We start from the raw sequence: 16,827 nt of genomic DNA on the forward strand, positions 1-16,827 counted from the left end.
GGTGCCAAGGTTTATCATTTGCGCATTCAAACCCTCCCTCGTATTTTGCCTAGTTTTATTTGAGGTTCTACATGCCTTTTAGTTTGAAGCGTCCGAGCTTCTTTGTGTCGATGTGCGTAACATCGATGATGTTAGCGCATGTAGAAACGACATTGGCAGATTCCGCTAATTCAGCCTGTGCAACACCTGAAATTCCTGTGCTTTATCCTCAAGCTATGGGTGAGAGTTTGGGTGATCTATCGTTCGACCCAACTGTTACTGTGCATGCTGATTATGTCGAGTACAAAGAGAATAATCGTTTGGAGTTAGAAGGCCAGGTAGAGATTATTCGAGAGGGCTATTACGCAAGAAGTGACGCGGCGGTTATCGATCAAAAGCAGAACCAAGCCACCATGCAAGGCCATATTGTTATTCAAGGCCCGCAAATGCATATGACGAGCGATTCCGCGGATGTTGATTTGAACGAGGGAAGTGCGAAACTTCATAACGCCAAGTTTATTGATCCTGATACGGGTTTCCGTGGTGGAGCCGAACTGATTGATCAAAAACATGAGACGCTTCTAAGTATTGAAGACGGCAGTTTTACGACGTGTAATGGTGAAGAGCCTGATTGGTCGTTTTATGCGTCTGAGATTGAATTAGATCAAGAGCAAGGTTTCGGTACGGCAAGTCATGCTCGATTTACCATCAAAGATGTTCCAGTCTTTTATGTTCCTTGGTTTACGTTCCCGATTGATGAGCGTAGAAAATCAGGTTTTTTATATCCCACGATCGGCACCTCAAACGTAGGGTCGGGGCTTTATATCTCGGCTCCGTATTACCTGAACTTAGCGCCAAACTACGATGCGACTATTACGCCTAATTGGATTGGTGGGCGCGGCGCTTATGAAGAAGCTGAGTTTCGATACAAAAGTGCACTGCAAGAAACAACGCTGACTACCGGATACATCGACGAAGATAAGGCCTATATCAAAGATCAGGCAGCACTTGGTAATTTTGATGAAAGTGGCGAGCGCTGGGGTTGGAGTATTGAGCAAGATTGGTCGCTCGATACTGTGTATACCGACACCTCAGCTTATCTCAGCTATACCCAAATCAGTGACGATGATTATTTGGATGATCTTGATCAAGGCTTACAGGTCACGAGTGACGACCTACTAGACAGACGTTTGTCGCTGAGCCACACCGGCGAAAATTACCGCTTTGATGCCTTACTGCAACAATATAAATCTCTGAATATTAATACCTTGGCATCGGAGCAACCATATCAGCGACTGCCTGAGCTGAACCTTGATATCTATCAGGCATATCAGCATCTCGATGTCGACTGGAATAGCCAGTATGTTTATTTCTATCGTGAAAAAGATGACTTAGTTGGTACAGAGCGAGTGCGCGGTTCGCGCGCGCGTCATCAACCTCGATTGAGCGTACCTTTGCGTAATAGCTGGGCATATGCGACGCCAGCACTGAGTATTGACCATACCGACTATTATTTAGAAGACTCTGGTTTAGAGGATAAATACCAGTCTCGCACTGTTCCAACCTTAGAGCTCGACGCAGGCATGGCGTTTGATCGCACGCCAACGATATTGCCTGAAACCTACACAAACAGCCTCGAACCGCGTATCTACTACGTATATTCAGATTATGTTGATCAGAGCGATCTACCAAACTTTGATTCGACGATTCCGAGTTTTAATTACGATAACTTGTTTCGCGCGAATCGCTTTACCGGTGGTGATCGCGTGAGTGATGAAAACCGTTTGACCTTAAGTTTGACTAGTCGTTATACCGATTGGGAACGAGGCTTAGATGTATTGAGTGTGAGTTTAGGGCAGGTCACACAGTTTGAAGAGCAAAAAGTGGGTGCAGCTCAGAATCTTCGCGTATTAGATGGTGATTCCTTATTGGCATCAGAAGTCACTTTACGTCCTGATCACCTTTGGACGTTCCGTTATTCAAACCTATGGGATAGCAGTAAAAACGAGACGCAAGAAAGCGTGACGAGTGCGTCGTATTATAGCGAACACAGCAATACGATATTGAATTTAGCGCACCGCTTTCGACGTGGCGAAATCGAGCAAAGTGATACGTCGGTTATTTACCCCTTAAATGCTGAGGTGAGTGCGCTAGGTCAGTGGCGTTATGATTTAGGTTCTCATCGAACGATAGGCAGCTTGGCGGGTCTTGAGTACACGAGCTGCTGCTGGCGAATACAAGTTTTAGGACAGCGTTACCTGACTGACACGAGTGAAATGGATAATGCGATTTTATTCCGCTTCCAGCTCGGTGGCTTGGGTGGCTTGGGTGTTAATGATGCGAAAATGGACGGATTGATTCCTGGGTATCAACGCCGAGAAGACGAGATTAATTAAGGTAAAACTATGTTTGGATTGATCAAAATGAAGTGGCAGCAAAGTATCGCTCTAATGTTGACGCTTGCTGTAATGATGCCGAATATCGTGCATGCAAACGATGAACCGGAGCTACTAGATCGTGTACTTGTGATTGTTGACGATGACATCGTCATGGAATCAGAACTAAAACAACGACTGCGCCAAATTACGCAACGCTTGCAGGCGCAGGGTACCCGTTTACCTCCACAAGAAATCATGAATCAAAGAGTACTAGAGCAGCTTATTCTAGAAAGCATCCAGCTTCAAAAAGCTGACTTAGCAGGTATTCGTGTGAGCGATGCACAGCTCAACGAGACCTTAGTCAACATCGCAAGCTCAAGCGGTATGACCCTACAGCAATTCCAACAACAACTGGCGAAAGAGGGTGAAACCTATGTCGCAGCGCGAGAGCAAATTCGTCGTGAAATGCTCGTGTCGCGTGTGCAGCAGCGTGAGGTTGATCGTCGCGTCCGCGTGACAGAGCAGGAAATTAATAACTTCTTGAGTTCCAGTGAGGCACGTGAACGTTCAGGAACAGAATACTATATCGGTCATATTCTGATTTCAGTTCCTGAGGATGCTACGCCTGAACAAGAAGAAGCTGCGCAAGAACGTGCCGATGCCGTGTTAGCAGAGCTAAAGAATGGGGCAGACTTCCAACAAGTTGCGATTGCTCGTTCTGATGGCCGCCAAGCATTAAATGGTGGTGTTATTGGATGGCGTAAAGAGAATGAATTGCCATCGATTGCGGCCGATGTACTGCCAAACTTGGTGAAGGGACAACCTTCTGAGTTGATTCGTTCGGCAAGTGGCTTCCACATTATAACCGCTTTAGATAAACGCGGTGGAACAGAGCAGTGGGTTGAGCAGCGCAAGGTGCGCCATATCTTAGTGGCACCGAGTGCAATTCGTAGCGATCGTCAAGCTAAAGAGATTATCGACAAGCTCTACGAGCGTGTGATCAATGGTGATGATTTTGCAGAGCTAGCGAGATCTAATTCGGATGATCCTGTGTCGGCGATAGATGGTGGCGCTTTAGATTGGGTCAGCCCTGGACAAATGGTTCCTGAGTTCGAAGATGTGATGAACGCTACGAAGGTTGGTGAAATCAGTGAGCCATTTCGATCTAATTTCGGTTGGCATATCTTACAAGTTCAAGATAGTCGACAGCAGGATATAAGTGCCTTGGTGCAAGAAAACCAGGCAAGGCAGTTGATCTATCGCAGAAAATTCGAGGAAGAGCTCGTAATTTGGTTGCAAGAAATTAAGTCTGAAGCATTTATCGAGTTTAAAGATGAAACGCTTCGCGTAGAGGGCTTATAAGTGGGCGATACTCGAGCTCATTATCTTGCTGTCACGCCAGGAGAGCCTTCCGGTATTGGCCCTGATCTATGCGTACTTTTAGCACAAGAATCGTGGTCTACACCTTTAGTCTTCATTGCTGATCCTAAAGTACTAGTTGAACGTGCTGAGCAGTTAGGTGTGCCGTTTGAAGCGGTCGAGTATGTTCCGAATACCTCACACCAGTTAAGCTCAGGTCAAGCGTTTGTATGTAGTGTATTGGTTGATCAACCTGTTATGGCTGGGCACTTAGACGCTAACAACGCCGCTTATGTGCTTAGAACTCTCGATCGTGCTATCGAGGGTTGTCTTTCCGGAGAATTCTCTGCGATCGTAACAGCGCCAGTTCATAAGGGTGTGATCAACGATGCCGGAGTGAGTTTTAGCGGCCATACCGAATATCTCCAAGAAAAGTGTGGCGTCGATAAAGTTGTTATGATGCTTGCTAATCGTCATATGAAAGTATCACTTGCAAGTACTCACTTACCCCTTAAGGACGTCTCCCAGTCAATTACTCCTGAATCTTTACAGCGCGTTATTGAGATTTTACTTGCTGATATGCGCGGTAAGTTTGGTGTTGAGAAGCCTCGTATTTTGGTGGCTGGGCTGAACCCGCATGCAGGGGAAGATGGTCATATGGGGCGAGAAGAGATCGATGTCATTCAGCCCGTCATGGCTAGTTTTGAAGATGCGCCTTGCGAGTTAGTTGGTCCTTTACCTGCAGACACTCTGTTTACCCAAAAATATCTTGAAAACGCCGATGCAGTGCTTGCTATGTATCACGATCAGGGGCTCCCTGTTTTGAAGTATGCAGGCTTTGGCGAGTCAGTGAACATAACCTTGGGTCTACCGATTATCCGCACCTCTGTGGACCATGGCACCGCATTAGATTTAGCTGGAACTGGAAATATCGATACGGGAAGTTTGCGTACCGCGATCTCGATGGCTATAGATATGGTCAAAGCCAGTAACAACATTCTTAAATAGGTAAAACGAATATGGCTCAACGAAAGAAGCCCGTTGGTCATCAAGCGCGAAAACGCTTTGGACAGAACTTCTTAAGCGATGACGCGATTATTGCGCGTATTGTCAGTGGCATTAATCCGCGTCCGGGTGACCGCATGGTGGAAATTGGACCTGGGCTTGGAGCACTAACAGAGCATCTGTTAGATGGGCTTGATGGCAACTTACAGGTTGTTGAACTTGATAGAGATTTGATACCGGTTCTGCGTACCAAATTCTTTAATTACCCTGATTTCAACATTAATGAGGCTGACGCACTGAAGTTCGACTTTAATGCTTTAGCTGATGAAGAGCACCCTCTGCGCGTTGTTGGTAACTTGCCTTACAATATTTCGACACCTTTGATCTTCCACCTGCTCGACAATATCAAGCATCTGAAAGATATGCATTTTATGCTTCAGAAAGAAGTCGTAGAGAGAATGGCTGCTGTGCCAGGGCATTCTTTGTATGGTCGATTAGGCATCATGACGCAATATTATTGTCGGGTTCAGCCTTTATTTATTGTTGGGCCTGATGCCTTTGAACCTGCTCCAAAAGTTGATTCTGCGATCGTAAGATTAACACCGCATAAAGAGCTGCCGCATCCAGTCGAATCGCTTGAGCGTTTGCAGACGATTGTTAAAACGGCATTTACTAAGCGTAGAAAGACCTTACGTAATGCTCTATCGGGTGTGATTGAGCTGGAGGCGCTTGAAGAGCTAGATATTGATGCAGGCTTACGCCCTGAAAATTTAAGTCTTGCTCAGTATGCGGCCTTGGCCAACTGGAAGCCTTAGCTTCCAGTTTTCATCATTGCAGCCATTCCAATCACCTCTTCTGGGGCTTCGAATAATGGCAGCAGAGCCTCGTCGGCGTCCTCTTCACTCATACTAAAAAATTCGAACAAATCTTCAGGTGTCTTCTTGATCGTTTGTGGAATCACACCGTGTTTACCCAACATATACTGAGTGATGTGCAGTAACTTTGCGTATTGTGCGTGTTCATCATCATAATCTGGATTTTTCTGATGGCGCAGTGCCACGACCACTTCATCAGGTAAGGTCCAAACATTCATCAACATACTGCCGACTTGTTCACTTGTCAGCTCGAGACAGTAAGCTTCTAGAATCGATGGATCAACGTGTGCATTTGCCTCTTTATAACGACATAGAAGCGCGTGATGAGGTGGGAAAATATGCGCGAGTACTAAATAGCCAAAGTTATGAAGCAGACCAGAAAGATAGGCCATGCCATAGCTAGGGCGATAAGCAGGGCTGATTTTACGAATCAGCGCTGTTGTTCCTAGTGCCATCCACAATGCTTTTTGCCAATAGGGTAAGTAGCGTTCAGGCTCATCCGTGGGCAGATTAAGCGTGCGTCCCAGCGATAAGCCCATTGATAGGTTCATCACTAGATCAAAACCTAGTACGCGTACGATTGCATCGTGCACCGATTTAACTGAGCCGCTTGTACTATAAAACGAACTCGATGCCCAACTAACTACCTGTGCCGAAAGGCTTGGATCTTTTTCTACGATAGTCGACAGTTCTTCGCTGCTCGCGTCGGGATTTGCGCGTAAACGAATAATATCGCGTGCACTTTCCGGAAGAGGAGGAAGCTCTAGAGTATCTTCGATTCGTTGCTTGATACGAATCGTTGTGAACTTCTCAAGAGCCGTGACAATATCGACTTCATCTTTACGTGCGTCCTTGTGTTGATTGACTCTATCAATTGCTACCGAGAAGTCTCCGGTTTGTGCTTTCTGAAGCATCTTGTTGAAAATGCTTCGCTTAATTCGAATGAGATCTTTTGCTAAACCAATGTCAACGAAGGCGTACTCACTGGTATTTTCCTGGAGCGCATTATCAACGATTGTCGGTATGCCCGTGATGTCGGGGATGGCTGGGATCGCGTTAAGTTCATATTGGCTTAACAAGCTATTTTGATCGCTTTGCTCAACCACTTTAAGTTCACGACCCATACAATTATTGAGTAACTCCGGACAAATAAAGCGATCGGCTGGGAAAAGTACTTGGGCACGGCCTAGCATATCTGACATAAGCGTTAAGCAAACGCGATCAGCGTCATCTACATCGTGGCGTGGGATGATTTCTGGTGCCTCATAATCATTATGTTCTGCATATTGATTAAGTGAGTCGATGATAATAGCGGGAATGCTCATAGGCCTTGATACTGCTCCGTGAAATAAATATTGCCGGCATCGATACTGCGTAGCCGAACTCCATGTAGTTTTTAGTGTAGAACAAGATAATCAGACAGGCATAAAAAAGCGCGTCTTTGACGCGCTTTGTGAGCTGGTAAGGTGTTTTAGCAAAAAAACATCTGTGAAAGGTATTCAGAAAGAGCCGCTACATTGTCTGCTTCGGCTTCATTATGAGGTACGAAAATAGGCATAAAGCTCTCCAGTAATTATTGTTTGAAAGGGTTTGTGAACTTGAAATACTACGCAAAGTAAGAGGGCAAGGCTTGACTTGTTGAACCAAGTTGTTGACGATTTGTTTCAATCCTTTTGATGAGAGAAGCGTATTGAGTCAAGGTGTCGCGACTGAAGAATTAAAATCTGAGCTAAGCGTTCAGGCCGTCACTTGTCGCGCGTTATTCCTTCGCTTGATCGATAATGGTTACTCCGAATCCCTCTTACAATCTCGTTATGGGCTTTCCCTTTCTTACTTAGACGCTGAAGAAAATAGAGTTCCATTAGATCGCTATTATGCGCTTTGGCGTGACGCGGTATCGTATACAAAAGAACCGGATCTAGCCTTACAACTTGCCGCTGAAGAACTGTCTCAGAGCATGGGTTTGGTGGGGCATGTATTCTTTAACTGCAAGACCTTGAGAAGCGCAATTGAACACTACCAGCGCTATTATCGCATCGTAAACGAAAGTATTCAGATCGAATTGCAGAGTAACGATCAAGACTTTGCGATTTGTTATCACGTTAAAGAACCCGCGATCTATTCTTCCTATGAAATGGAGTACAGTCTTGCTCTAGCGGCATATCGTGCCAGAAGATTATTGCAGAGTGGTTTAGATATTCGTTACGTGAGTTTTCCTCACTCTAAGCCTGCTTATGCGGCTAGCTACGAAACCTTGTTCCAGTGCCCAGTAAAGTTTGATCAGCCAGTGGCCTCGATTGTATTTAACGCGGCATATTTAGATTATCCAATGCCTCGAAATAGCCCAACCTTGTACCGCGTGTTGACGGTGCATCTCGACCGGATTCTCGCATCTTTGAAAGCGAATCTTTCAATCAAAGAGCAGGTTCGACAAATTGTTGCTAAGAAGCTTTCTGATCCTAATTTAGATGCTGGCACTGTTGCTAGGCGTTTAAATATGAGCCGTAATACTCTATACAGAAGGCTAAAAAAAGAAGGTGTTTCTTATCATGAGATTGTGGATGAGGTTCGTTCTGAATTTGCGATTCGCAGTATAAAAGAAGACAAGTACAGTTTTACCGAGCTAGCTTTTTTATTGGGGTTCTCTGAGGTGAGTGCCTTTAGTCGAGCCTTTAAACGTTGGACGGGGGAATCTCCACACCAATATCAAATCCAAACAAAGTCCTTATAAAAACGAAAGATTTATTTCCATGGAATGGACAAACAATGCTTTTTAATCGAAAAACGCTCCTTAAATATATCGTTCTATTTTTACTTGGTTTTGGCTTAGTAATGAGCTTCCTTCCATTTGTTAAATCAATGAATCCTCCTAAAAATTCCATAGATAAATGGCAGGTGGAGATAGCCGCCTCAAACCTGGACTACGGGGAACTCAAAAAATTCGACAATGAGATTTGGGTGTACAGACGAACACCAGAGCAAATCGAATGGTTAGAAACCTATGAACCCGTCAAAACACAACCTTACATTCTGGAACGTTCCTGGTCAGAGAAATTTGATGGTAATTTTAGGTCGAAAGACAAAGAGTTTTTTGTTTTTAAAACTTGGGAGTCTAGAGGCAGAGTTTTTGTCCGTGAGCATGGTAACTGGGTTTTTTGTGGAGATCTTATTTATCATGGCGGGGCGATAGAGCTATCAAATGGCTTAGTATATGAGGGAGTTATTTCTTGTTCTTTTGGTCGCCAGTCTATCAATTTTGAAAACCATCGCTTCACTTACGATGTGGCTGGTATTTCTTCAAATGAGTATATAATGCCTTTGGCCGTCCCTTATTACGAAATAAACAGGAAAGGTAATATTGTTGTTGGTCCAAAGCCCTAATGCCTTTCTTAAAGGGTCTGACCCCTTGACGGGGTCAGACCCTATTCATACGATCGTTAAACCTCAGCAAATTGTTGTCTATTTCCAACCCAGCGTTCAATTAGCGCGCTTGATTGTCTTGGGTAGCGTTGCATTATTTGAGCAACCTGTTTGACGGTATCTAGCCAAGCCGCATCACGTTGAATGTCCGCAATTCTGAAAGAGACCAATCCGGTTTGTCGTGTCCCTAATACTTCACCGGGCCCGCGAATTTCGAGATCTTTTTCAGCGATCTTGAATCCGTCGTTGCTTTCTCTCATCGCAGAGAGTCTCTCTTTGCCGTTTTGAGAGAGCGGTGGGTGATACATGAGTGCGCAATAGCTCTTATGTTCTCCTCGACCCACGCGACCACGAAGCTGATGTAACTGCGCTAAGCCGAGTCTTTCAGGGTTTTCGATAATGATTAATGAAGCGTTTGGCACATCGACCCCTACTTCTATAACCGTTGTCGCCACGAGTAGGTCTATTTTTCCTGACTTGAATTGCTCCATCATGAACGACTTTTCGTCGGCCTTCATTCGGCCATGAACGAGCCCTACTGTAAGCTCTGGAAGTTGCTCGTTCAGCCATGCAGCGCTAGCTTCTGCAGCTTGGCACTGTAAGGCTTCAGATTCTTCAATTAATGTGCAGACCCAATAAGCTTGGCGACCCTCTTCGCAGATAGACTGTACGCGACTGAGGATGTCCTGACGTCGTGTGTCTGGCAGCACAAAGGTCTCTATGGCTTGTCTGCCGGCGGGTAGCTCGTCAATGACTGAGGTGTCTAGGTCGGCATAGGCACTCATTGCGAGCGTTCGCGGAATAGGGGTGGCCGTCATAATGAGCTGATGAGGTGTTGTGTTTTGCTTGCCTTTGTTTTTTAACGCTAAGCGCTGATGAACACCAAAGCGATGTTGTTCATCGATGATCGCTAATCCCAGTTCAGCAAATTGCACATCCTCTTGAAATAAAGCGTGTGTTCCGACCACTACTTGCGCTGATCCGTCTGCGATGCTGATAAGTTCTTGCTCACGTTTCTTTCCTTTCACTTTGCCGCTAAGCCAGCCAACCCTTATACCTAAGGGTGCAAGCCACGACTTGAAATTAGCATAGTGTTGTTCAGCAAGAATTTCGGTTGGCGCCATGAACGCGACTTGATGACCGTGGGACACTGCGCGCAACGCGGCTAGTGCTGCAACAACAGTTTTTCCAGAACCGACATCCCCTTGGACGAGCCTTAGCATTGGGAATGAATGAGATAAGTCGCCAGCAATTTCATCGCTAACACGTTGTTGGGCTCCCGTTAGCGAGAAAGGTAATGAATTCAAGAATTCATTTTTTATAGCTTCACTATCGCTTGTAGCGACGAATGCAGGTGATGCTTTGCTTTGAATGCTACTTCGAAGTTGCAGAAGGCTGAGGTGATGCGCCAATAGCTCTTCAAAAATAAGTCGTTGTTGATATGGGTGCTCGCCTTCTAGCAAGGCATGTTGATCAGCATCCGTTGGTGGCGCATGAAGGTAACGAACGGCTTCTTGAAGGCTTGGGAGTTGCAGATCTTTTAAGATCGAGCCAGGAATAAGTTCGGTTACTTGGTGTCTGTCTAGATAGCCTAAAGCGCTAGCGCATAGCTTACGTAAACGAGGTTGTTGCACACCTTCAGTGAGCGTATAGATAGGCGTGAGCTTTTCTGGAGGAGAGTGTTTATCACCAGGTTTTAAAACTTGATATTCCGGATGATAAAACTCTAAGCCTGTTTGTCCTAAGCGAGCTTCGCCATAGCAACGCACTCGTGAGCCATTGCTTAATTGTTTCGCTTGAGCAGCACTGAAGTGGTAGAAACGCAGCGCAACTTGCCCAGAACTATCTCTGACGTGTACTTCCAAACTTTTGCGTCGTCCGATAACCACGCGACTGCCTTTTACTTCTGCTTCAAACAGTACATGTTGGCCTACACGTATTTGTGACAAAGGTACAATGCGCGTTCTATCCTCGTAACGAAAAGGGAGGTGGAATATAAGATCCTGCACGCTATGTAAATCAAGCTTACTAAGCGTTAGAGCGAATTTTTCTCCAACACCTTTGAGTTGGGTAAGTGGAACTTCGTTGAGGCTAGCCATTATTGAATTTATTTGCTTGAAGCGTATGAGTATTGTTGGTCGCACATTTCTAGTAATGTTAGAGGGTTTTCATATGGAATGCAGTAGATAAAAGGGTGGGTATGCAGCACAAAAGTTTATTTGTTGGATTTGGACAGATCGCTAGTAAAGTCGCTTTGGGGTTTGAGTCGGAGCGATGTATCGATGTACTAAAGCGCTCGTCTATTGATGCTCCAGACCAATTTGCGTGTGTAGAGCATATGTTTTTGGGAGATATTAGTGAGGCAAGTACGTGGACGAATGTACCTGATAACTATAATGCGATTTTGTTTTGTGTCACGCCCGGCGGTCGGGGAGCGGAAGCGTACCGACGCGTTTTCTACAATGCCCTTACTCACTGCATAACGAAATTTAAAAGTTTAAAGACTCCGCCACACCTCTTTTTTGTCTCAAGTACGAGTGTCTATGCTCAGGATGATGACTCTGTGGTCGATGAGTTGAGTCCTGCCAACGGTATGAGTGAGACGAGTAAAGTGCTGGTTCAGGCAGAAAATTTATTGAGGGATAGCTCCCTGCCGAGCACTATTATCCGCTTTAGCGGAATTTATGGAGGTTCGCGTCGACGCATTATTGATCAAGTTTTGTCTCAAGAGCCTGTATTGAGTGACGCTCTTAGACGTAGCAACCGAATTCATGAAGAAGATGCAGTGGGTTTTCTAACATTTTTGATGAAGTCGCATGCGCAAGGTCAGGCACTGGATGAGCTCTATGTTTGTACTGATGATAATCCTGTCGATATGAACGAGGTGTATGCGTTTATCGCGAACAAACTCGATGTTAATCTGAACGACAGTCGCATTGAGGCAGTGAGGCGCAGGGCGGGAAATAAGCGTTTAAGTAATAAGAGAATGCAGGAGACTGGATATCAACTTAAATTCTCTTCGTTCAAGGAAGGATATGCAAATATGTTGGAAGTGATTGATCAATGAGCGCGCTTTTGTGAGGCGCGCTCACTCTTAATGTTTTATGAAAGGGTAACGATTCCATCCATTTCTACTTCTGCGCCTTTTGGCAATGCAGCCACGCCGATCGCAGCGCGCGCTGGGTAAGGTTTTTGGAAGTAGGTAGCCATTACTTCATTGACCGCGGCAAAATTACCTAAGTCTGTGAGGAAGATATTTAGCTTCACGATATCTTGAAGTGAACCACCAGAAGCTTCACATACTGCTTTTAGGTTTTCGAACACGCGCTTAATTTGATTCTCGATGCCGCCACCAACAAGCTCCATGCTCTGTGGATCAAGAGGAATTTGACCTGAAAGGTACAAAGTATTACCTGCCTTCACTGCTTGCGAGTAGGTACCAATCGCTGCTGGTGCAGCATCTGACTGAATAATTGATTTGTTGCTCATATCTAAACCTTACCTATTGTTGCGCCAAATGTAAATGAGCGCCTTTAGTGATTGATAATTCTTTGAATGCGAATCACCGCTTTAATGTTACGTAGTCGGCGAATCACACGAGCAAGATGGCGTCGACCTTGAATGTAGATGACGGCCTCTATCGTGCTCATATGAGGGTTCTGCTCGCTGACACCAATGTGTTCGATATTTGCCTCGGCGCGAGTGATTGCAGATGCTAACTCGGCAATAATGCCGCGCTGTCTTTCGAGCTCAATACGCAATTCAACCGCAAATTCATCCGTAATATCCTTGACCCAAGATAGATAAAGTCGGTCTGGCGCTTTGCTAAGGCGCAGTGCTTTTTTGCACTGTTCTGCGTGAATGATAAGGCCCGCACCAGAATTTGAATCCGGTAGCCCGATGATAGGGTCGCCCGGAATTGGGTAGCAGCAGGAACTGAAGCTGACTTGCATGCCTTCTGTTCCTTTGATGATCAGTTTTTGTTTTGCAGGCTCTTCGGTTTCGCTACTTATTTGACTTGCATCTTCTGCAGCGAGCTGACGCGCAATGATATAAGGCATGCGCAATCCTTGGCCGACTAGAATCAGTAGCTCATCAAGTGAGTTTGCTTTGTTATGATCGAGCACGTTGACTAAGTGGGTTTCACTGATGTTTTCCCAGCTTAGGTTGATGCTGCTCATTGAGCGTTCAAGCAGGCTCTTACCAAGAGATAGATTTTCTTCGTGTTGCTTCAGCTTGATAAAGTGACGAATACTACTTTTTGCCTTGCCTGTGGTGACGATATTTAGCCATGCAGGGCTTGGTTTTGCGCCTGGAGCCGTAATAATTTCTATCGTTTGACCGCTCTGCAAAGGCTCGCTTAATGAGGCAAGTTGTTTGTTGATGCGACAGGCGACGCATGCATTTCCAATGTCAGTATGAATGGCATAAGCAAAGTCTATCGGTGTTGCGCCAGCTGGTAGTTCGAGAATTGCTCCTTTCGGTGTGAAGACATAGATCTCGTCTGGGAAGAGATCAATTTTAACGTGCTCGAAGAACTCCATTGAGTCGCCAGCATTTTCTCGAATCTCTTTCAGGCCACTCAACCAGCGATCTATACGGGCTTGGTTTGCAAGCGCCATACTGGAGTCGTCTTTGTATTGCCAGTGAGCCGCGATCCCGTAGTTGGCAAGGTCTTCCATCTCTTGGGTGCGAATTTGCACTTCGATGTTCACATGCATACCGAATAGCGTGGTATGCAGTGATTGATATCCGTTTACCTTAGGGACGGCAATATAGTCTTTGAAGCGGAAAGGTAGAGGTTTGTAGAGCGCATGTAAGGCACCGAGAATGCGATAACAATCGTCTTCAGATTCAGCAATAATTCGAAAAGCATATACATCCATAATTTCATGGAAAGAACGATGCTTATACTTCATCTTCTTATAGATGCTGAAAAGATGCTTCTCTCGACCGATAACCTCGCCAGTAAGATGTCGCGTTTTTAGCTGACTCTCGATTTTACCTTGGATATCTTCGATGATTTCGTTATGGCTTCCGCGAAGCTTTTTGACCGCTTTGCGAATGTATTTGGAGCGCATTGGGTAGAGCGCTTGGAATCCAAGATCTTCAAGCTCGGTTCTAATGCTGTTAATGCCTAAGCGATTTGCGATCGGTGCGTATATATCTAGCGTTTCTGTGGCGATCCGCCGTCGCTTTTCATGATGCAATGGACCGAGCGTCCGCATGTTATGAAGGCGATCTGCAAGTTTAACCAATATAACGCGAATATCTTTCGCCATCGCCAACGTCATTTTCTGGAAATTATTGGCTTGAGCTTCAGCTTTAGATTTGAATTCTATTTGTGTGAGTTTACTCACCCCGTCGACCAGTTCCGCAACGGCACTGCCAAACTCTTCGGCTAATTCGTCTTTGCTAGTTTCGGTGTCTTCTATGACGTCATGCAGCAATGCTGCCATGAGTGTTTCGTGATCAAGGTGAAGGTCTGCGAGAATATTGGCGACAGCAATAGGGTGAATAATGTACGGGTCGCCACTGCGTCTATATTGCCCTTCGTGCGCCTCTTTTGCGACGTAATAGGCGCGTTCAATCAGTCTTACCTTGTTGGTGTCTAGGTAGGACTCGGCTCTCTCGATTAAGCCATCAATATCGGGCACGCTTTCTCTGCTCACTTGTGCGGAATGAAGAAATAAAAAAAGCCGAACGGCTAAAGCTGTTCAGCTTTTTATAAGCTCACCCTAATGATATTTGAGCGAGCTGTTTTTTCAAGCGTATTATCGCAAAGAAGTTATTCTTCTTCGCTAAAATCAACATTACCTGCGTTGATATGGCCTTCAGCGATTTCACGAAGCGCTAATACTGTTGGCTTGTCGTTTTCAACAGGAACCATTGGCTCTTGCGCAGTGTTTGCAAGTTGACGAGCGCGCTTGGTCGCAACCATGACAAGTTCAAAACGGTTGTCTACATTTTCCAAACAATCTTCAACGGTCACTCGTGCCATTTAATTTCACCTCTAGAATTCGAATATAGAACTAAGCATAGCTCAAAAAAGAACCGCGCATTCTATGTTAGTTGTACGCTTAAGACAATAGATCGTTGAGTATCTCTTGATGACGTTGTTTTTGATCTACTAACAATAATCTTTGAGCGGTAAATATAGCGCCTAATTCAGCCAGCGCTTGGTCGAAGTTTTCGTTTACAACAAGGTAGTCGAACTCTTCGTAATGACTACACTCTGAAGCGGCTTCTTGCATACGTAGCTCAATGACTTCAGGTTTGTCTTGACCGCGGCCTTCGAGTCTTGCGTGCAGTGCAGCCTTGGATGGCGGAATAATAAAGATGCTCAATGCTTGTGGGAATTGTTCGCGTACTTGGCGGCCGCCTTGCCAGTCAATTTCTAGAATGACGTCTAGGCCTTGATCAAGTCGGCTCTGTACCCATTCTTTTGACGTGCCATAGTAGTTACCGAATACTTCTGCATGCTCGAGAAAGTCGCCTTGATCGATTAAAGATTTAAACGTGTCGGTGCTAACGAAGTTGTAGTTAATGCCGTCTTCTTCACCAGGACGTTTGTCGCGAGTAGTGTGAGAAACAGAGACGGTGATGTTTTTGTAGCGATTCACTAACTCGTGAACGAGACTGGTTTTCCCTGCACCGGAAGGTGCGGCAATTATGTATAACTTGCCTGAAGTATGCGTGGTCGTCATTGATCGCTTATTCCCTACATTAAGAGTAATGCTGCCGCGAAAATTTACGCAAGAGGCTGTAAATCGGCGACTGATTTAAGCCGGCACAGTTTACAGCCACTTTGGCTATAAAGATAGGGAGTAAACGATAGTCTTTACTCGACGTTTTGCACTTGCTCTCGCATTTGTTCTATTAATACTTTGAGCTCAACAGCTGCGCGTGTTGTGTCGGTCACGATTGATTTAGATGAGAGGGTGTTGGCTTCTCTGTTCAGCTCTTGCATTAGAAAGTCGAGTCGGCGTCCAACAGGTTCTTTCTTCTTCAGCACTTTTCGGACTTCTTTTACATGTGCGTCTAGGCGATCTAACTCTTCATCAACATCAGACTTTTGCGCAAGGACGACCATTTCTTGTTCGATACGTTGTTCGTCCAAATCAACACTGAGCTCAGCAAAGCGGTTACGTAAATTTTCACGTTGCTGTTCTAAAATTTGAGGCAGCTTGCCGCGGACCTCAATTACGATGTCGTCAATCTTGCTTAAGCGGTCTTCAAACAGCGGCGCTAGTTGCTCACCTTCGCGCTTGCGATTGTCGATCAGAGTGTCTATCGCTTGCGCAAATGCCGATACGCAGAGCTTCATAAGTTCGCCCTTGTCCGCTTCGGTATGTTCAATGACGCCCGGCCATTGAAGAATCTCTAAGCTTGAAGGTTTGGCGCTGTGCTCAATATTGGAAGAGATCTCGCTCAGCGCATGATTGAGCTGCTTTAAGATGTTTGTGTTAATTGCGATGTCTTCATTTGCATGGTCGTTTGCTTGCCATTTCAATGAGCAATCTAATTTACCTCGTGCCAACTTTTTACGTAGTTGCTCGCGAAGCTGTCCTTCAGCTTCCCTAAATTGTTCTGGAATACGAAAGTTCGGCTCTAAGTAGCGGTGATTTACACTGCGAATTTCCCAAGTCAATGTGCCGCCTTCTGTGTTTGCTTCTTGTCGTGCAAACGCGGTCATACTTTTTATCATGAAGCTTCTCAAAGTGGTTTTGTAAACGTCTGAGAATCATAGTGGAAAGTGAGGGCGCGAGCCACGACAGAAAGTGTTAAACTCGCCGCAAAATTTTTCTAGT

The 16,827-nt window shown here is 45.4% G+C and carries 14 protein-coding genes; 7 read left to right on the forward strand and 7 right to left on the reverse strand.

Annotated features, from left to right (window positions below; all coding sequences use genetic code 11):
• Positions 1–71 precede the first annotated feature (71 nt).
• The 4 genes from A3738_RS18905 to rsmA are packed head-to-tail and all read left to right on the forward strand — an operon-like array spanning position 72 to position 5,536.
• Positions 72–2,375: an LPS-assembly protein LptD gene (locus A3738_RS18905; RefSeq protein ID WP_068763782.1), complete on the forward strand. Its 2,304-nt coding sequence runs from the start codon at positions 72–74 to the stop codon at positions 2,373–2,375.
• Between the two features lie 9 nt (positions 2,376–2,384).
• Positions 2,385–3,719, forward strand: a complete 1,335-nt coding sequence (locus A3738_RS18910; RefSeq protein WP_197472284.1) for a peptidylprolyl isomerase — start codon at positions 2,385–2,387, stop codon at positions 3,717–3,719.
• Positions 3,720–4,724 (forward strand): 4-hydroxythreonine-4-phosphate dehydrogenase PdxA, encoded by a 1,005-nt coding sequence (gene pdxA, locus A3738_RS18915; protein ID WP_068501410.1) that lies wholly within the window; start codon positions 3,720–3,722, stop codon positions 4,722–4,724.
• Positions 4,725–4,735: 11 nt separating this feature from the next.
• The gene (gene rsmA / locus A3738_RS18920) at positions 4,736–5,536 is read left to right on the forward strand and encodes a 16S rRNA (adenine(1518)-N(6)/adenine(1519)-N(6))-dimethyltransferase RsmA (protein ID WP_068501407.1); all 801 of its coding nucleotides are present in this window, start codon (positions 4,736–4,738) and stop codon (positions 5,534–5,536) included.
• On the opposite strand, the gene A3738_RS18925 is transcribed toward rsmA, so the two are convergent.
• Positions 5,533–6,921, reverse strand: coding sequence for an HDOD domain-containing protein (locus tag A3738_RS18925; RefSeq protein WP_068501404.1), 1,389 nt, complete (start codon positions 6,919–6,921; stop codon positions 5,533–5,535). The genes rsmA and A3738_RS18925 overlap by 4 nt on opposite strands.
• Before the next feature lie 365 nt (positions 6,922–7,286).
• On the opposite strand from A3738_RS18925, the gene A3738_RS18930 reads away from it, so the two are divergent.
• Together A3738_RS18930 and A3738_RS18935 are read left to right on the forward strand one after the other, a co-directional pair.
• Entirely contained in the window at positions 7,287–8,327 is a 1,041-nt protein-coding gene (locus A3738_RS18930) for an AraC family transcriptional regulator (RefSeq protein ID WP_068501459.1), read from the forward strand.
• 35 nt (positions 8,328–8,362) lie between these two features.
• Positions 8,363–8,977 (forward strand): hypothetical protein, encoded by a 615-nt coding sequence (locus A3738_RS18935; RefSeq protein WP_068501401.1) that lies wholly within the window; start codon positions 8,363–8,365, stop codon positions 8,975–8,977.
• 56 nt (positions 8,978–9,033) lie between these two features.
• Here the strand turns inward: A3738_RS18935 and recG are convergent, their stop codons facing one another.
• Positions 9,034–11,115 carry an ATP-dependent DNA helicase RecG gene (gene recG / locus A3738_RS18940; RefSeq protein WP_068501399.1) on the reverse strand — a complete coding sequence of 694 codons (2,082 nt, stop codon included), beginning with the start codon at positions 11,113–11,115 and terminating at the stop codon, positions 9,034–9,036.
• A 101-nt stretch (positions 11,116–11,216) separates the two neighbouring features.
• On the opposite strand from recG, the gene A3738_RS18945 reads away from it, so the two are divergent.
• On the forward strand, positions 11,217–12,083 hold the full coding sequence (locus A3738_RS18945; protein ID WP_068501397.1) for a hypothetical protein: 867 nt from the start codon (positions 11,217–11,219) through the stop codon (positions 12,081–12,083).
• 35 nt (positions 12,084–12,118) lie between these two features.
• On the opposite strand, the gene A3738_RS18950 is transcribed toward A3738_RS18945, so the two are convergent.
• From A3738_RS18950 to A3738_RS18970, 5 genes are all read right to left on the reverse strand, one after another.
• The gene (locus tag A3738_RS18950) at positions 12,119–12,505 is read right to left on the reverse strand and encodes a RidA family protein (RefSeq protein ID WP_068501394.1); all 387 of its coding nucleotides are present in this window, start codon (positions 12,503–12,505) and stop codon (positions 12,119–12,121) included.
• Between the two features lie 44 nt (positions 12,506–12,549).
• Positions 12,550–14,673, reverse strand: a complete 2,124-nt coding sequence (locus tag A3738_RS18955) for a bifunctional (p)ppGpp synthetase/guanosine-3',5'-bis(diphosphate) 3'-pyrophosphohydrolase (RefSeq protein WP_068501392.1) — start codon at positions 14,671–14,673, stop codon at positions 12,550–12,552.
• A gap of 131 nt (positions 14,674–14,804) precedes the next feature.
• Positions 14,805–15,017, reverse strand: coding sequence for a DNA-directed RNA polymerase subunit omega (rpoZ, locus tag A3738_RS18960; RefSeq protein ID WP_068480249.1), 213 nt, complete (start codon positions 15,015–15,017; stop codon positions 14,805–14,807).
• Between the two features lie 79 nt (positions 15,018–15,096).
• Positions 15,097–15,723, reverse strand: a complete 627-nt coding sequence (gene gmk, locus A3738_RS18965; RefSeq protein ID WP_068480252.1) for a guanylate kinase — start codon at positions 15,721–15,723, stop codon at positions 15,097–15,099.
• A gap of 134 nt (positions 15,724–15,857) precedes the next feature.
• The gene (locus A3738_RS18970) at positions 15,858–16,712 is read right to left on the reverse strand and encodes a YicC/YloC family endoribonuclease (RefSeq protein WP_231876703.1); all 855 of its coding nucleotides are present in this window, start codon (positions 16,710–16,712) and stop codon (positions 15,858–15,860) included.
• Positions 16,713–16,827: the final 115 nt, after the last annotated feature.

The sequence above is a fragment of the Oleiphilus sp. HI0066 genome (assembly GCF_001635725.1).